Here is an 18,115-nt window from a genome sequence, read left to right on the forward strand (position 1 = left end):
CTCAGCGCGCGCCGCGCCCGGACGCCTTGCCCCGCGCGCGGCCGCCGTCCTTCGGCCTGCGCTTCTTGCGTGACGCATCCGCCTTGGCGGGCTTGGGCCGCTTCGCGTGGCGGCCCTCGCGCCGGCGCACGGTGATCTTCAGAGGCACGCCGACCAGCGCGAGCTCGTCGCGCAGCCGGTGCGTCAGGTAGCGCAGGTAGGCGGTCGGCAGAGCGCTGCGCTGCGTGCCGAAGATCACCACGTGCGGCGGCGAGTGGCTCGCCTGCGTCGCGTACTGCAGCTTGACGGCGCGCCCCTGCTCGCTCGGCGGCGGGTGCGCCTCGACCGCCGCGTGCAGGATCTCGTTGAGGCGCGAGGTCGCGACGCGCTGACGGTACGACGCGATCACCGTGTCGACCGCGGCGAGCAGCGCGCGCATGCCCGTGCCTTCCTTCGCGCTGACCCGCAGCACCGGCAGCGGCGGCCACTGCGGCAGACGCTTCGCGATCGTCGCGTGGCACTGCTCGGTCGCGAGGTCCGGCGCGAGGTCGGCTTTGTTGACCGCGACCACGAGGCCCCGGCCCCGTCGCCACGCAAGGTCGGCGAGGCGGAGGTCCTGGTCGGTCACGCCGACCTGCGCATCGAGCACCAGGATCGCGACCTCGCTGCGCAGCATGGCGCGCAGCGAGGACTGCGCGGCGTAGGCCTCGATCGTCTCGTCGATGCGGCTCGGGCGCCGCAGCCCCGCGGTGTCGACGACGACGTAGGTCTTGCCGCCGTGCTCGATGGTCACGTCGACGGCGTCGCGCGTCGTGCCGGGCGTCGCGTCGACCAGCGAGCGCTCGAAGCCGACGAGCCGGTTCAGCAGCGAGGACTTGCCGACGTTCGGGCGGCCGATGAGCGCGATGCGCGCGGGGCCGCCGACGTCCGCGTCCGCCTCGCCTGCCTCGTCGTCCTGCGCCGCCGCGCTCTGCTCGATCGCCTCGGCTGCGGCGTCCTCGGTGCTCTCCGCGTCCGCCTCGCGCGGCGGGGGCGGCGGCGCGAGCTCCTCGATCCGCTGCCAGAGCTCGTCGATGCCGCGCCCGTGCGCCGCCGACAGCGCCACCAGGTCGCCCTCGCCGAGCTCGGCGAACTCGAGCACCCGCTCCTCGTGCGACGGACGGTCGATCTTGTTGACCGCGAAGATCGCCGGCACGCCGAGCGTGCGGATGCGGCGCGCCACCGCCTCGTCGGCCGGCGAGAGCCCGGCGCGCCCGTCGAGCAGGTAGACGATCACGTCGGCGCGCGCGATGGTCGCGAGGCTGCGCTCGTGGACGCGCGCCGCGAGCTGCCCGGGCTCGGCCTGCTCCTCGATGCCGCCCGTGTCGACGATCTCCCAGCGGCGCCCGCCGCGCTCGAGCGTGCCGCGGTTCTCGTCGCGCGTCACGCCCGGCGTGTCGTGCACGATCGCCTTCTGCCGACGCAGCAGACGGTTGAACAGCGTGCTCTTGCCGGCGTTCGGGCGGCCCGCGATCGCGACCACCACCGCGTCGCCGCCGCGCTGCGCGGCCGGCGTCGTCACAGCCCGAGCTCGCCCAGTGTGTGCGGCTTGGTGAACCATTTCTCGTCGACCTTGACGTGCAGGTCGAGGTAGACGCGCGTGCCGAGGAAGCGCTCGAGCTCGAGCCGCGCGTTCTGCCCGATGTGCTTGATGCGCGCGCCCTTCTCGCCCAGCACGATCGCGCGCTGCGAGGGCCGCGCGACGAGGATCGTCGCCTCGATCACGACCAGGTTCTTGCCCTCGCGCTCGGTGAAGCTCTCGATCCGTACCGCGCTCTGGTAGGGCACCTCCTCGTGCGTCGCGAGCAGGAGCTGCTCGCGCACGATCTCGGCCGCGAAGAAGCGCTCCGGCAGATCGGTCTGCATGTCGGGCGGGAAGAGCGGCGGCGACACCGGCAGGTGCGTCTGCAGCGTGCGCAGCAGCTCGGGGACGTTCTCGCCGGTGAGCGCGCTCACCGGCACGACGTGCCGTCCCGGCAGCAGCCGATCGAGCTCCGCCGCGAGCTCGAGGAGCTGCTTCTTCGTCACGCGATCGATCTTGTTGAGCGCGATCACGACCGGCTGCTTGGCGTTGCCGAGCTCGCCCGCGAGCTCGCGGTCGCGGTCCGTGATGCCGACGATCGAGTCGAGCACGAGCAGCGCGACGTCCGCCTCGGCGAGGCTCTGCCGCGCGGCCTTCACCATGCGCTCGCCGAGCAGGTTGCGCGGCTCGTGCAACCCCGGCGTGTCGACGAACAGGAACTGCACGCCCGGTCGCGTCTCGATGCCGAGGATCCGGTTGCGCGTCGTCTGCGGCTTCGGCGTGACGATCGCGAGCTTGCGCCCGAGGATCTGGTTGAGCAGCGTCGACTTGCCGACGTTCGGCCGGCCGACGAGCGCGACGAAGCCCGCGCGGTGGTCTTCCCCGACGCCGGTCACGCGCCCTCTCCTTCCGACGTGCTGCTGGCCGACGTGCCGCTGGGCTCGGTCGGCGGCGTGCCCGCCGCGAGCGCGGCGCTCTCCCGCTCGAGCCGCGCGAGCGCTTCACGCGCGGCGGCCTGCTCCGCGAGCTTCTTGCTGCCGCCGCGTCCCGAGCCGAGCACGCGGCCCGCGACCGCGACGTGGCTCTCGAAGTCCTTCGCGTGGTCGGGTCCGGTCGCGCGCAGCAGCGTGTACTCCGGTGCGGTGCGGAACAGCCGCTGGGTCAGCTCCTGCAGACGCGTCTTCGCCTCGCCCGCGTCCTCGACCGGCGCGCGGCTCACGTCGGCATCGAACGCGCGCGCGACGACGGCGCGCGCGGCGTCGAAGCCGCCGTCGAGGAACACCGCGCCGAGCAGCGCCTCGTAGGCGCCGGCGAGGATCGAGCGCTTGGCGCGTCCGCCGGTCTTCTCCTCGCCGCGGCCGAGGTGGATCAGTGGCCCGAGCCCGAGCGCCTCGGCCTTGCGCGCGAGCGAGCTCGCGTTGACCAGCGCCGCGCGCCGCTTCGAGAGCTGTCCCTCGTTCGCCTGCGGCCAGGCGCGCAGCAAGAGCTCGCTCACCACGAGCCCGAGCACGGCGTCGCCGAGAAACTCGAGCGTCTCGTTGTGCTGCGTGTGCTCGACGACGCTCGAGCGGTGCGTGAGCGCGGTGCGCAGCAGCGTGCGGTCCGCAAACGGGTGTCCGAGCCGTTCCTCGAGCGCGGCAAGCTCCTCGTCCGTCACAGCCTCTCCTCGATCCAACCGCCTCCGAGCACCCGGTCCCCCTCGTACCACACCGCGGCCTGTCCGGGCGTCACCCCGATCGTCGGCTCGGGGAAGCGGACGTGCGCCTCGCGCTCGCCGGGGACGACGTCGCACGGCACCGGCGTGTGGCGATGACGCAGGCGCACCCGCGCGGGACCATGATGTGGCGCGTGCGTCCAGCGCACGTCGCGCGCGACGAAGCCCGCGACCGCGAGCTCCCGCCGGCTGCCGACGCGCACGTCGCCGGTCGCCGCGTCGATCGCGGTCACGTAGCGCGGCTCCGTGGCGCCGCCGCCGATTCCCCGCCGCTGCCCGACGGTGAAGCGGTGCACGCCCGCGTGCGTGCCGAGCACGTTGCCCTCGCCGTCGACGATGCGTCCCGGGCGGTGCTGCTCGGCGGTCGTCCGGCGCTCGAGGAAGTCGACGTACGAGCCGCCGGCGACGAAGCAGACGTCCTGGCTCTCGGGCTTGCTCGCCACCGGCAGCTCGAGCGCCGCCGCGAGCTCACGCACGACCGGCTTCGCGAGCGAGCCCACCGGGAACAGCGTGCGCGCGAGCTCGTCCTGCCCGAGCGTGAACAGAAAGTAGCTCTGGTCCTTCGCCGGGTCGGCCGCGGCGTGCAGCGAGAAGCCGCGCTCGCGGTCGCCGCGGATGCGCGCGTAGTGTCCCGTGCCGATCGCGACCGCGCCGAAGGTCTGCGCGTAGCGCCAGAGCGCGTCGAACTTGACGTCGCGGTTGCACAGCGTGCACGGGTTCGGCGTGCGGCCCTGCAGGTAGGTCGCGGTGAACGTTTCGATGACGCTCGCCTCGAAGACCTCGCGCAGGTCGACGACGTAGTGCGGGATGCCGAGACGGCGCGCCGCGCGCCGCGCGTCCTCGAAGTCGTCGAGCGAGCAGCAGCCGACGTGGCCGTCCGCGCGCCGGCTCGAGGTGCCGAGCCGCATCGACACGCCGATCACGTCGTAGCCCGCGCCGTGCAGCAGCGCTGCGGCGACCGCGCTGTCGACGCCGCCCGACATCGCGGCGACGACGCGCGCGCCGCGCGTCAGGTGCGCGGGCACGGCGAGCACCTCCTCGACGGCGGCGCCCGCGACCTCGCGCGCGCGGGCCGCGACGTCCTCAGGCCGCATGGCTCACCGCTCCGCCTGCGCGCGCGCGGCGCACGCACTCGGCGATGCGCGCGGCCGCCGGCTCCGCGTCCGCGAGGTCGACGTCGGCTCCGAAGGAGAAGCGCACCGCACCCACCGCGACCGTCTCGCCGCAGCCGATCGCGCACACGACGTGCGACGGCTCGGCCGCCCCCGCGGCGCACGCCGAACCCGTGGACGCCGCGATGCCGGCGAGATCGAGCGCGATCACCAGCGCGTCGCCGCGCACGCCCGGGAAGCTCACCGCGAGCGTGCTCGGCAGCCCGTCCGCGTCACCGAGCCGCACGACCGGTGCGGCGCGCGACGCGAGCTCTTGCCAAAGGCGCTCGCGCACCTCGCGCGCACGCCGCGCACGCTCCTCGCGCTCCGCGCGTGCGAGCCGTGCTGCGACGCCGAAGCTGACGATCCCGGGCACGTTCTCGGTGCCGGCGCGGCGCTCGCGCTCCTGCGGTCCGCCGAGCATGCGGGGCGCGAGCGGCACGTCGCCGCGCACGACGAGCGCGCCGACGCCGGGCAACGCGCCGAGCTTGTGTCCCGAGAGCGACAGCAGATCGACGTCGTCGCGCGCGACGTCGACGTCGAGGAGACCGGCCGCCTGCACGGCGTCGCTGTGCAGCCACACGCGCCGCCCGCGCGCCGCGGCCCACGCGCGCAGCTCGCGCGCGATCGCGGCGATCGGCTGCACGGTGCCGATCTCGCCGTTCGCCCAGCCGATCGTGACCAGCGCGCTCTCGTCGCGCAGCGCGCGGATCACCTGCTCCGGCGTGACGCGACCCGCGGCATCGGGCGTGAGCAGCGTCACGTCCGCACCGAGCTCGCGCGCCGCGTCGAGCGCGCGCAGCACGGAGGCGTGCTCGATCGCCGTCGAGACCACGTGCGTCCCGGGCCGCACGACGCCGAGGATCGCCGTGTTGTTCGCCTCGGTGCCGCCGCTCGTGAAGACGACCTCGGAGGGCTTCGCGCCGATCAGCGCGGCGACCGCGTCGCGCGCCTCCTCGACGGCGTCACGCGCGCGCCGACCTGCGGCGTGTACGCTCGACGGATTCGCCGCGTCCTCGCGCAGCCAGGCGATCACCGCCTCGACCGCCTCGCGTCGAGGCCGCCCACCTGCGTTGTGATCCAGGTTCATCGCCGTCGCGCACGCTCGTTCACTTCTGGGCAAGCTGAGCTCGCGGGCCACTCTCCTCGGCGCCCTGCTGCTCCGCGCTCTGCTCGGCGCTCGTCTGGTCGCCGCCCTCGCCCTTCAGCGCCGCGAGCTCGCGCTCGAGGCGGTTGATCTGCGCCGCGAGGCTGTTGAGCGTGCGCAGCAGCGGGTCGGGGAGCTGCGCGTGGTCGAGGTTGAGCAGCGGCGCGCCCTCCTTCGAGTGCGGCGCGTGCTCGCTCACGACGCGGCCCGGCACGCCGACCACCGTCGAGTGCGGCGGCACCGACTGCACGACCACCGAGCCCGCGCCGACGCGGCTGTGGCGGCCGATGGTCACCGGACCGAGCACCGTCGAGCCGAGGCCGATCACGCAGTAGTCCTCGATCGTCGGGTGGCGCTTGCCCTTGGTCAGGCTCGTGCCGCCGAGGCTCACGCCCTGGTAGATCAGCACGTCGTTGCCGATCTTGGTGGTCTCGCCGATCACGACGCCCATGCCGTGATCGATGAAGCAGCGTCGTCCGATCTCGGCGCCGGGATGGATCTCGATGCCGGTGAGGAAGCGCGAGATCGTCGACAGCAGACGCGCGAGCAAGTAGAAGCGCCGTCGCCACAGGCCGTGCGCGATGCGATGCATCAGCAGCGCGTGGATGCCCGGGTAGCAGAGCGCGACCTCGAGCACGGAGCGCGCGGCAGGATCGCGCTCGAAGGCGACGAGCACGTCCTCGCGTATCCTCGACCAGAAGGTCATTCGCGGACCGCCCGTGCGCCGTCGAGCATCGGGCGCCGCCGCCCAGCCCTGGCCTTCGTCATGCGACGTTGCCGGTGGCCGCGACGGGCGCGCGGTGCGCGCGGCGCTTCTTCTTGTCCTTGTACAGCTTGTAGTCGATCGAGTCGACGAGCGCCTGCCAGCTGGCCTCGATGACGTTGTGCGACACGCCGACGGTCGTCCAGTGGCTGGTCGAGTCCTGCGACTCGATCAGCACGCGCACGACCGCTTCGGTGCCCTCGCCGCCCTCGAGCACGCGGACCTTGTAGTCGACCAGACGCACGTCCTCGATCGACGGGTAGAACCGCACGAGCGCCTTGCGGAGCGCGACGTCGAGCGCGTTCACCGGGCCGTTGCCGACCGCGGCGGTGTGCTCGATGGTCCCGTCGGGGCCCTTCACCATGATCGTCGCCTCGGCGATCGGCGCCTCGTTCTCGTGCCGCTTCTCGTCGATGACGCGGAAGCCGATCAGCTCGAAGTGCCGCGTGCGCTCGCCGTTGATCGCCTTCTGCAGCAGCAGCTCGAACGACGCGTCGGCGCCCTCGAACTGGAAGCCCTGGTGCTCGAGCTGCTTGAGCTCGGCGAGCAGCGACTTGACCTTGGGCTCGATCAGCGCCGGGTCGATGCCGAGCTCCTTCGCCTTGTGCAGCAGGTTCGAGCGACCGGCCTGGTCGGAGACCAGCACGCGCTGGTGGTTGCCGACCAGCGCCGGGTCGATGTGCTCGTAGGTCGCGGCGTGCTTGCGCACCGCGGACGCGTGCAGCCCCGCCTTGTGCGCGAACGCGCTCTGCCCGACGTAGGGCTGCTGCTTGAAGGGCTCGCGGTTCGCGAGCTCGTCGACGAAGTGCGACAGCTCCGTCAAGCCACGCAACTTTTCTGGCTTGACGCACTGATAGCCCATCTTGAGCTGCAGGTTCGCGATGATCGAGATCAGGTTGGCGTTGCCGCAGCGCTCGCCGACGCCGTTGATCGTGCCCTGCACCTGCACGCAGCCGGCCTCGACCGCCGCGAGCGAGTTCGCGACCGCGAGCTCGGAGTCGTTGTGGCAGTGGATGCCGAGCGGCACGTCGACCGCCTGCTTCGCCGCCTCGACGCCCGCCACGATCTGGCTCGGCAGGCTGCCGCCGCGGGTGTCGCACAGGCAGATCAGCGTCGCGCCGGCGTCGGCCGCCGCGCGCAGGCACTCGAGCGTGAACTCGGGGTTCGCGGCGAAGCCGTCGAAGTAGTGCTCGGCGTCGAGGATCACCTCGTCGAGGCGCTTCTTCAGGTAGCTGATCGAGTCGTGCAGCAGCTCGAGGTTCGCCTCGCGCGAGATGCGCAGCTCCTCGCGCACGTGCAGATCCCACGTCTTGCCGACGATGCACGCGACCGGCGTCCCGGCCTTCAGGATCATGGCGAGGTTCTGGTCCTCGTGCGCGGGAACGTTCGGACGCCGCGTCGAGCCGAAGGCGACGATCTTCGCGTGCTTGAGGCCGAGCTTCATCGCCGGGCCGAAGAAGGCCGCGTCGCGCGGGTTCGAGCCCGGCCAGCCGCCCTCGATGTAGTGCACGCCGAAGGCGTCGAGCTTCTCCGCGACCGCGAGCTTGGCGTCGACCGTCAGCGCGATCTCCTCGCCCTGACAGCCGTCACGCAGCGTCGTGTCGTAGATCTGGATACGCCGCATCAGCGTGCCTCCTCGCCCTTGCCGACGAGCGCATCGTGCAGCACGCGCACCGCGAGCTCGGTGTACTTGGCGTCGATCACCACGGACACCTTGATCTCCGAGGTCGAGATCATCTGGATGTTGATGCCCTCGCGCGCGAGCGCCTCGAAGATCTGCGCGGCGACGCCCGCGTGGCTGCGCATGCCGAGCCCGACCACCGAGACCTTCGCGATGTCGCCCTCGGAGCGCGCCTCGCCCGCGCCCACCTCGCGCGCCACCTCGCGCACGATGCGCAGCGCGTTCTCCACCTCGAGACGCGGCACGGTGAACGTCAGGTCCGTCTTCCCGTCCGCGCCGACGTTCTGAATGATCATGTCGACCACGATCCCCTGCGCCGCGATCGGCGAGAAGATCTTGGCGGCAAGTCCGGGGCGATCCGGCACGTCGGTGAGGGTGATCTTGGCCTGGTCGCGGTCGTACGCGACTCCGGCGACGGTGACGTCCTCCATGTTCGACTCCTCCGGCACGACCCAGGTGCCGGGATGCCCGTTGAAGCTCGAGCGCACGTGCACGCGCACGTTGTAGCGCTTGGCGAACTCCACCGAGCGGATCTGCAGGACCTTGGCGCCGAGGCTCGCGAGCTCGAGCATCTCGTCGTACGAGATGCGCTCGAGCTTGCGCGCGTGCGGCACGATGCGCGGGTCCGTGGTGTAGACGCCGTCGACGTCGGTGTAGATCTCGCACGCGTCGGCGCCGGTCGCTGCGGCGAGCGCGACCGCGGTGGTGTCGGAACCGCCGCGGCCGAGCGTGGTGATGTTGTCGTTCTCGTCGACGCCCTGAAAGCCGGCGACCACGGCGACCTTTCCGGCGTCGAGTGCGGCGAACAGCTTCTCGCTGTCGATCGAGCGGATGCGCGCGCGGCTGTGCGCGCTGTCGGTGAGGATGCGGATCTGGTGGCCGAGGAACGACTGCGCCGGGACGCCGCGCGCCTGCAGCGCGATCGACAGCAGCGCAGAGGTCACCTGCTCGCCGCTCGCGACCACCACGTCGCTCTCGCGCGCGGGCGGCTCGGGCGACAGAGCGCGCGCGAGCTTCAGCAGGCGATCGGTCTCCCCCGCCATCGCCGAGACGACGACGATCACGCGGTTGTTCTTGGCGTACTCCTCGACCCGGCGCGCGACCTCCTGGATGCGCTCCACCGAGCCCACCGAGGTGCCACCATATTTTTGTACGACGAGCGGCTTGCTCATGCGGCCGCCTCGCTTGCGCCGGTGAGCGCCGCCAGGAGGCGCTGCGAGCGCGGGCCGGTCGCGGCGAGCGACAGCGTCCGCTGCGTGTCGTCCGCGCCATAGTCGAGGTCGATGCGCAGGACGTCGTCCGGTCGATCGGCGCCGAGGCGCTCGAACCACTCGACCACGGCGACCCGGTCGTCGCCGGCGTCGTCCAGGCCGTCCAGGATCTCGGCGAGCCAGTCGGGGTGGGGCAAGGTTTCCTCGTGACGGTAAAGGTCGATGTGCGCGAGCCGCATGCGGCCGTCGTACTCGGTCGCGGTGAGGAAGGTCGGGCTGTGCACCACGCCGTCCTCGACGCCGAGGCCGCGCGCGATCCCCCGCACGAGCGCCGTCTTGCCGGCGCCGAGCGGTCCCACCAGGCCGATCACCGTGCCGGGCTCGAGATGGCGCGCGAGGCGCTCGCCGAAGGCCTCGGTCTCGCGCTCGGACTGGGTCGAAAACTCCACGGTCCGCTCAACATAGCAACCCTCCCCCGTCGCTGCACCGACCGTGGACGCGGAGAACACGAGTGGCGAAAGGGAGTTGGCGCGTGCGACGCGTCTGGCGGCGTCGGCCCTGCGGCTCGCGCGTCGCGGCGCCGACGCGCTAGGCGCGCAGCGCATGGCGGACGAGCGGCAGCTCGTCGGCCAGCTCGGAGGCGAGGAGCCCCGCGTCGCCGAGGCGCTCCGCCAGGCGGTCGCCCGCGGCGCCGTGCAGGAACACCGCGAGGCGCGCGGCGTCGTACGGCTCGAGGTGCTGCGCGAGCAGGCTGCCGAGCAGACCCGCCAGCACGTCGCCGGTGCCGCCGGTGCCGAGGATCGGGTTGCCGCTCGTGTTGAGCGTCCAGCGTCCGTCGGGCGCCGCGGTGATCGTGCCGCTGCCCTTGAGCACGACGACGGCGCCGGTGTCGCGCGCGAGCGTCCGCGCGACCTCGATCCGCCGCGCCTGCACGTCCTTCGTCGAGCTGCCGACGAGGCGCGCCATCTCGCCCGGGTGCGGCGTGAGAACCACGCCGTGCTTCGCCTCGCGCAGCACGCTCGTGTCGCGCGCGAGCGCGTTCAGGCCGTCGGCGTCGACCACCAGCGGCACGCCCGCCTCGCGCACCAGCCAGCGCACGAGCTCGACCGCCGCGTCCGACGTGCCGAGCCCGGGGCCGACGGCCACCGCGGCCTTGCCGTCGAGGCGCGCGCGCCACTCGTCCGCGGAGAAGCGTCCGTACGGCTCGGTCATCAGCTCGGGCGTCGAGGACGCGATGATCGGCAATACCTCGTCCGTGCACGCGACCGTGACGAGCCCGGCGCCGCCGCGCAGCGCGCCGCGCCCGCAGAGGATCGCCGCTCCCGTCTTGCCGCGCGAGCCCGCGACCACGAGCAGGTGGCCGTGCGTGCCCTTGTGCGAGCTCGCGTGGCGCGGCGGCAGGAGGGGCGCGAGCATCGCGGCGTCGCCGATCTCGCCGTACGGCCCGACCGCCTCGATCGCTTCCGGGGCGAGCCCGATGTCGACCAGCTCCACCTCGCCCGCCCAGACGCGGCCCGCGGGTGCCACGAGCCCCGGCTTGAGCGCGCCGAGCGTGACCGTGAGGTCGGCGCGCACGGCGACGCCGAGCGCCTCGCCGCTGTCGGCGTCGAGCCCCGACGGTAGGTCGATCGCGACCACGACGGGGCGCGTGCGTCGTGCGCCGCGTGTGCTGGTCTCGCGTCCCGCGCCGCGCTCGCCGCGCGCGGGTCGCGCGTCGGGTGACGCCTCGCCGCGCGCCGCGCGCTCGATCACTTCCACGACCTGCGCCGCGAGCCCCTCGACCGGACGCGCGAGCCCGGTGCCGAAGATGCCGTCGACGACGACGCCCGCGCGCGAGAGACGGCGCTCGAGCTCCGCGGCGCCGTGCTCGTCGAGCGTCTCGAGCTCGACCGTGCGGCCGCGCATCTTCGTCCAGCGCTCCGCGTTGAGCCGCGCGTCGCCCTCGAGCTCCTCGAGACGTCCGAGCAGCACGACCTCGCAGCGATGGCCGCGCTTCTTGAGCAGGCGCGCGACGACGAAGCCGTCGCCGCCGTTGTTGCCGCGCCCGCTCACCACCACCACGCCGCGCGCGCACGCCGCGCGGTGCCGCCGGAGCAGCGCCGCCGCGATGCCGGCGCCGGCGCGCTCCATCAGCACCTCGCCCGGCGTGCCGAGCTCGATCGTGCGCCGATCGAGCTCGCGCATCTGCGCGGCGGTGACCAGCATCAGCCGGCGAGCGCCGCGTCGATCGCGGCGCGCATCTCGCGCACCGCGGCCGCCATCCCGATCAGCACCGCGCGCGCGACGATCGAGTGTCCGATGTTGAGCTCGACGAGGTGCGGCAGGCGTGCGACGGGCGCGACGTTGTCCACCGTGAGCCCGTGTCCCGCGTTGACCTGCAGGCCGAGCGCGGCGGCGCGCTCCGCGGCCGCCTGCAGCGCTTCGAGCTCGCGCGGCGCGTCCGCGGGGGGCGCGTCGCAGTAGCGTCCGGTGTGCAGCTCGACCACCTGCGCGCCGACCGCGCGCGCCGCCTCGATCTGCACCGGATCCGGATCGACGAACAGGCTCACGCGGATGCCGGCGTCCGCGAGCTCGCGCACGAGCGGGGCGAGCGTCGCCTCGTGCCCCGCGACCGCGAGCCCGCCCTCGGTCGTGATCTCCTCGCGACGCTCGGGGACGATGCAGACGTCGGCCGGACGGACGCGGCGGGCGATCGCCACCATCTCGGGGGTCGCGGCCATCTCGAGGTTGAGCTTGACGCCCGGCTCCTTGGCGATCCGCTCGACGTCGTGGTCCTGGATGTGCCGGCGGTCCTCGCGCAGGTGGACCGTGATGCCGTCGGCGCCGGCTTCGAGCGCGATGCGCGCGGCCTCGAGCGGGTCGGGATACGAGACGCGACGCGCCTGGCGGATGGTCGCGACGTGGTCGACGTTGACGCCGAGCGCCACGCGACGGACGGAACCGGTGGTGCTCACGCTGCGCTCTCGCGGATCGCCGCGGCGATCGCCTCGGCGTGACGGCGCACGTCGCTCTCGCGCTCGCCCTCGACCATGACGCGGATCAACGGCTCGGTGCCCGACGGCCGCACCAGCACGCGGCCGCGGTTGCCGAGCGCGCGCTCGACGTCGGCGATCGCGGCCTTCACCGGGCCGTCGCCGTTGACGTCGCGGCGGACCTTGATCGGCACGTTGATCAGCACCTGCGGGTAGCGCGTCATCACCTGCGCGAGCTCGGACAGCGGGCGTCCGCTCTGCACGACGATCGCGAGGATCGCGAGCGCGGTGATCAGCCCGTCGCCGGTCGTGTTGTGGTCGAGGAAGACGACGTGCCCGGACTGCTCGCCGCCCAGGTTGTAGCCGCCGCGGACCATCTCCTCGACGACGTAGCGGTCGCCGACCGGCGTGCGGCGCAAGCTGATGCCCATCTCGCGCAGCGCGACCTCGAGGCCGAGGTTCGACATCACGGTCGCGACCACCGTGTCCTGCTTCAGCGCCCCCGCGCGCTGCAGCTCGCGGGCCGCGATGCCGAGCACCTGGTCGCCGTCGACCACCTGGCCCTTCTCGTCGACCAGCACGCAGCGGTCGGCGTCGCCGTCGAGCGCGATGCCGACGTCGGCGCCGACCTCGCGCACCTTGGCCTGCAGGCCTTCCGGGTGCGTCGCGCCGCAGTCGCGGTTGATGTTCTCGCCGTCCGGCTCGCAGGCGAGCGTCGTCACGCGGGCGCCGAGCTCCTCCAGCACCTCGGGCGCGACGCGGTAGCCCGCGCCGTTCGCGGCGTCGATGACGATGTGCATCCCGTCGAGCGTCAGCTGACGCGGAAAGCTATTCTTGACGAAGACGTTGTAGCGTCCGTTCGCGTCGTCGATGCGGAACGCCTTGCCGATCTCGCCCGCCGTCGGACGCAGGTGGTCGATCTTGTCGGCGAAGACGAGCTCCTCGATCTCCGCCTCGACCTCGTCGGGCAGCTTGAAGCCGTCGGAGGCGAAGAACTTGATGCCGTTGTCCTGGAAGGGATTGTGCGACGCCGAGATCACGACGCCGGCGTCGGCGCGCAGGCTGCGCGTCAAGAACGCGATCCCGGGCGTCGGCATCGGGCCGACCAGCAGCACGTCGACGCCCATCGAGCAGATGCCGGACGCCATGGCGGTCTCCAGCATGTAGCCCGAGACGCGCGTGTCCTTGCCGATCAAGATCTTGTGCCGTCGTGGGCTGCGCCGGAAGACGTGCGCCACCGCGCGTCCGAGTCGCAGCGCGGTCTCGGAGTTCATCGGCTCGGTGTTGGCCACCCCGCGCACGCCGTCGGTGCCGAACAGCCGCCTGGTCTTGTTTCCACTCACGTCTTCTTCTCCGTCCGCTTGCTGCGGGTGCCGTTCGCCCGATCGTCTTCGATCGGCGCGAGCGCCACCTCCGCCGGCTCGACCCGCACCAGCTCGATGCCCTCCGGCAGCGTCACCTGCGGCTTCACGCGGTGCGGCGCCTCGCCCGTCAAGTCGTCGGTCGCGACGTACGCGGCCCCCGGCTCGAGCTCGAGCGCCCGTACCTCGATCTCCGGCCCGCGCACGACCACCGTGACGCTGTCCGGCGTCACCCGCCAGATGTTTTCGGCATCCCGGACCTGAAGCTTCACCCGCCGCAGCTCACGCTCGATCACGATCGGCTCGACCACGGCGCGGACCCGGATCTCGGGGGTGTCGAGCCGGATCAGGTCGCCCGGCTGGATGAGCGGCAGCTCGATCTGGCGCGTGCCGGCGCGCAGCGTCGAGAGGTCCAGGGGTGCGGTGACGATGGCCGGAAGCGCGTCGATCCGGCTCTGGGGGCCGCTCGCCTCCACCTTCTCGGGGATCAGTGCCAGCTCGGTCAGGCGTAGTCCAGGGCGCACCTCGCCGGTGCGCTCGAGGCGCACGGGGATGCTCTTCCGCGCCATCCGGTCGAGGTGGAAGGTGATCTGCGAGGGCGTGACGCGGGTCACCTCGACCTTGCGCGGCAGCTCGAAGCGCTTCGGGTCGAGCGTGTAGGTGACCATGCCGGGACGCGCGCCCGAGAGGTCGAGCGTCGTGCGCAGGTCCTTCTCGTCGATGCTCGACAGGATCAGCCCCGAGCCGCTGACCCGCACCTCGGCGTACTCCGGGATCGGGTTGGTGATGACCAGGCCCGCGGGCACGTTCTGCGGCTCGAGGTGCACGCGCAGCGTCCGCTCGCTCGTGCGCTCGCCGAGGTTGACCAGCATCCAGAGCCCGACGGCGCACGCGAAGGCCGCGATCCACGTCCCGACGTCGACCCACGAGATCGACTTCAGCGACGGCAGCCCCTTGCGCCGTCGGTCGCGTTCGCGCCGCAGCCTCATGGCAACCTGATCTGCGCGAGCGTCGTGCGCAGCGTCGCTGCGTCGATGTCGCGCGTGATGCGTCCCTCGCGCACGAGCGAGATCGTCCCCTCTTCCTCCGACACCACGACCACCGCGGCGTCGGTCTCCTCCGTGATGCCGATCGCCGCGCGGTGCCGGCTGCCGAGCGACTTGCTCACGGCCGGGTTCGACGTCAACGGCAGAAAGCACCCGGCCGCCGCGATGCGGCCGCGACGCACGATCACCGCGCCGTCGTGGATCGGCGACTGCGGCAGAAAGATCGCCGTCAAGAGCTCACGGCTGACGCGCGCGTCGATCACCACGCCCGCCTCGAGGTACTCGTTGAGCCCGACCTCGCGCTCGAGCACGATCAGCGCGCCGATGCGCCGCGAGGCCAGCATCACCGCGGCGCGCGTCACCTCCTCGAGCACCTGACCGCGCGCGCCGCGGTCGCCGCCGAAGAACCGTCCGCGCCCGACCTGCGTCAGCGCGCGCCGGATGTCGTTCTGAAAGATGATGACGAGGACGAGCGGCAGCGAGATCAGGAAGCTGCGCAAAATCCACGACAGCGTGTACAGCTCGAAGTACTGCGAGGCGGCGAACATCGCCGCGACCACGGCGAGGCCGATCAGCATCTGCACCGCGCGCGTGCCGCGGATCAGGTTGATCAGCCAGTACACGAGGACCGTGATGATGAGGACGTCCGCCGCGTCGGCCAGACGGAGGTTCTCGAAGATCTCGCGCACCGTCAGCGTCCGTGCAGGATGGCGTCCGCGATGGCAAGGGCGCGTCGCGTGGGTGCGACGTCGTGCGTGCGAACGAGCACCGCGCCGCGCGCCGCCGCGAGCACGGCCGCCGCGAGCGAGCCCTCGAGGCGGTCTTCCGGGTCGTCGCCCGCATCGATTCCCGCCGCGCGCATCGCCGCGCCGACGAAGCGCTTGCGCGACACGCCGACGACGAGCGGCCAGCCCGGCGCGACCTCGTCGAGGCGGCGCAGCAGCTCGAGGCTGTGCGACGGCGCCTTCGCGAAGCCGATGCCGGGGTCGACCAGCACGTGCTCGCTCGGCACGCCGGCCGCGAGGAAGGCCGCGACCCGACGCTCGAGCTCCTCGCGCACCTCGCGGACGACGTCCTCGTAGGTGGCGTGCGACGCCATGTCGCGCGGCGTGCCGCGCAGGTGTCCGACGATCACCGGTACGCCGAGCGCGGCGACGGTCGCCGGCATCGCCGGATCCAGAAGCCCGCCCGCGACGTCGTTGACGATGCTCGCGCCCGCCTCCACGGCGGCGCGCGCCACCTCCGCCTTGTAGGTGTCGATCGAGAGCGGGACCTCGATCCCCTGCGCGACGAGCCCTTCGATGACCGGCACGACGCGCGCGATCTCCTCGTCGGCCGGCACGGGCTCGGCGCCCGGTCGCGTCGACTCGCCGCCCAGGTCGAGCACGTCGACACCGTCCGCGACCTGCGCCCTGGCGGCGGCGAGCGCCGCCGTGAGCGTCTCCGCGCGGCTCGCCGCGTGGAACGAGTCGGGCGTGAGGTTGATCACGCCCATGACGCGCGTGCGGCCGCCGCCGAGGATCAGCCGGCCACGACGAAGGACGAGCTCGCGCCGCGGCGATTCCACGTTTCCGCTGCGCGCGATGGCGACGACGCTCGGACCGCTCGAGCCACGTCCCCCGTCAGGAGGACGTCGGGGCGAGCGCGCCGCCATCTTTCTTGCAGGATTGCAGCAGCTCGTCGATCTCGTTGCTGTCGAGCACCTCGCGCTCGAGCAGGGCCTTGGCGATCTTGTGCAGCGCCTCGATGTTCTCCGACAGCAGCGCGCGAGCGCGCTCGTAGCCGCGCGTCACGAACGCGCGGATCTCGGCGTCGATCTCCTGCGCGGTGCTCTCCGAGTAGCCGGCGGCCTGGTTGAAGTCGCGGCCGAGGAAGATGTTCTCCTCCTTCGTGCCGAACGTCATCGGGCCGAGCTTGTCGCTCATGCCCCACTCGCAGACCATCTTGCGGGCGAGCTCGGTGGCGCGCTCGATGTCGTTGCCGGCGCCGGTCGTCACCTGACCGAGCACCAGCTCCTCGGCGGCGCGTCCGCCGAAGTAGATCGCAAGATCGTTCTCGAGGCGCGAGCGGCTCGCGGTGTGGCGGTCGTCGGTCGGCACCTGCTGGGTGAGGCCGAGCGCCATGCCGCGCGGGATGATCGTCACCTTGTGCACCGGGTCCGCGCCCGGGAGCAGCTTGGCGACCAGCGCGTGTCCCGCCTCGTGGTAGGCGGTGTTGCGCCGCTCCTCCTCGCTGATGATCATCGAGCGCCGCTCGGAGCCCATCAGGACCTTGTCCTTCGCGAGCTCGAAATCTCTTTGATTGACCTTGTCCTTGTCGGCGCGTGCGGCGAGCAGCGCGGCCTCGTTGACCAGGTTCTCGAGGTCGGCGCCCGAGAAGCCGGGCGTGCTGCGCGCGAGCAGTCCGATGTCGACGTCGTCCGCGAGCGGCACCTTGCGCAGGTGGACGCGGATGATCCCCTCGCGACCCTTGACGTCCGGACGCGGCACGATGACGCGGCGATCGAAGCGACCGGGGCGCAGCAGCGCCGGGTCGAGGACGTCCGGACGGTTGGTCGCGGCGATCAAGATCACGCCGTCGTTCGACTCGAAGCCGTCCATCTCGACGAGCAGCTGGTTGAGCGTCTGCTCGCGCTCGTCGTGGCCGCCGCCGAGACCCGCGCCGCGGTGGCGACCGACGGCGTCGATCTCGTCGATGAAGATGATGCAGGGCGCGTTCTTCTTGCCCTGCACGAACAGGTCGCGGACGCGCGAGGCGCCCACGCCGACGAACATCTCGACGAAGTCCGAGCCCGAGATCGAGAAGAACGGCACGCCGGCCTCGCCCGCGATCGCGCGCGCGAGCAGCGTCTTGCCCGTGCCCGGAGGACCGACCAGCAGCACGCCCTTCGGGATGCGGCCGCCGAGCTTGGTGAACTTCTTCGGATCCTTCAGGAAGGCGATGATCTCCTCGAGCTCCTCCTTCGCCTCCTGGATCCCCGCGACGTCGGCGAACGTGTTCTTCTGCTGCGCCTCGGTGAGGAGCTTCGCCCGGCTCTTGCCGAACGACATCGCCTTGCCGCCGCCGACCTGCATCTGGCGCATGAAGAAGATCCACACGCCGATCAGCAGCAGCATCGGGAACCACTGGACCAGCAGGACGACGTACCAGGGCTCGCCCTCCTCGGGCTTCGCCTGGATCTTGACGCCCTTCTCACGCAGCCGCGTGATCAGGTCCGGGTCGCCGGGATTGTAGGTGCTGAAGCGCTCGCCACTCTGGTAGCGACCGCGGATGACGTTTCCCTGGATGAGAACTTCAGAGATCTCGCCGCGATCGAGCGCTTCCGAGAACTCGCTGTAGTCGCGCTCGGGGTCCTGGACCTGCTGCTTGCTGAAAATCTGGAACAGCAGCAGGAACATCAGGCCGAGGACGAGCCACAAGGCCAGGTTACGCGAAAACTGATTCAATCCTGATCTCTGCAATTTCCACCCGAAAACGCTCGGTTTGTACCACGGCCCAGAAATGCCAGCAATGCAACACCTACGCCAGG

Annotated in this window: 16 protein-coding genes; all 16 read right to left on the reverse strand. The window is 72.0% G+C overall.

Features of this window, described 5'->3' with window-relative positions; genetic code table 11:
• Nucleotide 1: 1 nt before the first annotated feature.
• Nucleotides 2-1,540 (reverse strand): ribosome biogenesis GTPase Der, encoded by a 1,539-nt coding sequence (der, locus tag VIS07_09600; protein HEY8515752.1) that lies wholly within the window; start codon nucleotides 1,538-1,540, stop codon nucleotides 2-4.
• Nucleotides 1,537-2,436, reverse strand: coding sequence for a GTPase Era (gene era, locus VIS07_09605; GenBank protein ID HEY8515753.1), 900 nt, complete (start codon nucleotides 2,434-2,436; stop codon nucleotides 1,537-1,539). The genes der and era overlap by 4 nt, the downstream gene beginning before the upstream one ends.
• Nucleotides 2,433-3,197, reverse strand: a complete 765-nt coding sequence (gene rnc, locus VIS07_09610) for a ribonuclease III (GenBank protein HEY8515754.1) — start codon at nucleotides 3,195-3,197, stop codon at nucleotides 2,433-2,435. Before rnc ends, era begins: the two co-directional genes overlap by 4 nt.
• Nucleotides 3,194-4,348 (reverse strand): tRNA 2-thiouridine(34) synthase MnmA, encoded by a 1,155-nt coding sequence (gene mnmA, locus VIS07_09615; GenBank protein HEY8515755.1) that lies wholly within the window; start codon nucleotides 4,346-4,348, stop codon nucleotides 3,194-3,196. The genes rnc and mnmA overlap by 4 nt, the downstream gene beginning before the upstream one ends.
• The gene (locus tag VIS07_09620; GenBank protein HEY8515756.1) at nucleotides 4,338-5,495 is read right to left on the reverse strand and encodes a cysteine desulfurase family protein; all 1,158 of its coding nucleotides are present in this window, start codon (nucleotides 5,493-5,495) and stop codon (nucleotides 4,338-4,340) included. Before VIS07_09620 ends, mnmA begins: the two co-directional genes overlap by 11 nt.
• 19 nt (nucleotides 5,496-5,514) lie before the next feature.
• Entirely contained in the window at nucleotides 5,515-6,258 is a 744-nt protein-coding gene (gene cysE, locus VIS07_09625) for a serine O-acetyltransferase (protein HEY8515757.1), read from the reverse strand.
• 58 nt (nucleotides 6,259-6,316) lie between these two features.
• The gene (cimA, locus tag VIS07_09630; protein HEY8515758.1) at nucleotides 6,317-7,939 is read right to left on the reverse strand and encodes a citramalate synthase; all 1,623 of its coding nucleotides are present in this window, start codon (nucleotides 7,937-7,939) and stop codon (nucleotides 6,317-6,319) included.
• Complete coding sequence (locus VIS07_09635; protein ID HEY8515759.1) at nucleotides 7,939-9,168, reverse strand: aspartate kinase; 1,230 nt, start codon at nucleotides 9,166-9,168, stop codon at nucleotides 7,939-7,941. The genes cimA and VIS07_09635 overlap by 1 nt, the downstream gene beginning before the upstream one ends.
• A complete protein-coding gene (gene tsaE / locus VIS07_09640) occupies nucleotides 9,165-9,656 on the reverse strand; it encodes a tRNA (adenosine(37)-N6)-threonylcarbamoyltransferase complex ATPase subunit type 1 TsaE (GenBank protein HEY8515760.1) in 492 nt (163 codons plus the stop codon). The genes VIS07_09635 and tsaE overlap by 4 nt, the downstream gene beginning before the upstream one ends.
• Nucleotides 9,657-9,795: 139 nt before the next feature.
• The gene (locus VIS07_09645) at nucleotides 9,796-11,412 is read right to left on the reverse strand and encodes an NAD(P)H-hydrate dehydratase (protein HEY8515761.1); all 1,617 of its coding nucleotides are present in this window, start codon (nucleotides 11,410-11,412) and stop codon (nucleotides 9,796-9,798) included.
• On the reverse strand, nucleotides 11,412-12,161 hold the full coding sequence (locus VIS07_09650; GenBank protein ID HEY8515762.1) for a pyridoxine 5'-phosphate synthase: 750 nt from the start codon (nucleotides 12,159-12,161) through the stop codon (nucleotides 11,412-11,414). Before VIS07_09650 ends, VIS07_09645 begins: the two co-directional genes overlap by 1 nt.
• Nucleotides 12,158-13,522, reverse strand: coding sequence for a phosphoglucosamine mutase (glmM, locus tag VIS07_09655; GenBank protein HEY8515763.1), 1,365 nt, complete (start codon nucleotides 13,520-13,522; stop codon nucleotides 12,158-12,160). Before glmM ends, VIS07_09650 begins: the two co-directional genes overlap by 4 nt.
• Entirely contained in the window at nucleotides 13,519-14,529 is a 1,011-nt protein-coding gene (locus VIS07_09660) for a CdaR family protein (protein ID HEY8515764.1), read from the reverse strand. Before VIS07_09660 ends, glmM begins: the two co-directional genes overlap by 4 nt.
• Nucleotides 14,526-15,275, reverse strand: a complete 750-nt coding sequence (gene cdaA / locus VIS07_09665; protein HEY8515765.1) for a diadenylate cyclase CdaA — start codon at nucleotides 15,273-15,275, stop codon at nucleotides 14,526-14,528. The genes VIS07_09660 and cdaA overlap by 4 nt, the downstream gene beginning before the upstream one ends.
• 2 nt (nucleotides 15,276-15,277) lie before the next feature.
• Nucleotides 15,278-16,153 (reverse strand): dihydropteroate synthase, encoded by an 876-nt coding sequence (gene folP, locus VIS07_09670; GenBank protein ID HEY8515766.1) that lies wholly within the window; start codon nucleotides 16,151-16,153, stop codon nucleotides 15,278-15,280.
• Between the two features lie 55 nt (nucleotides 16,154-16,208).
• A complete protein-coding gene (gene ftsH, locus VIS07_09675) occupies nucleotides 16,209-18,032 on the reverse strand; it encodes an ATP-dependent zinc metalloprotease FtsH (GenBank protein HEY8515767.1) in 1,824 nt (607 codons plus the stop codon).
• Between the last annotated feature and the right edge of the window lie 83 nt (nucleotides 18,033-18,115).

The organism is Candidatus Binatia bacterium (genome assembly GCA_036563615.1).
Lineage (GTDB): Bacteria > Desulfobacterota > Binatia > UBA12015 > UBA12015 > DATCMB01.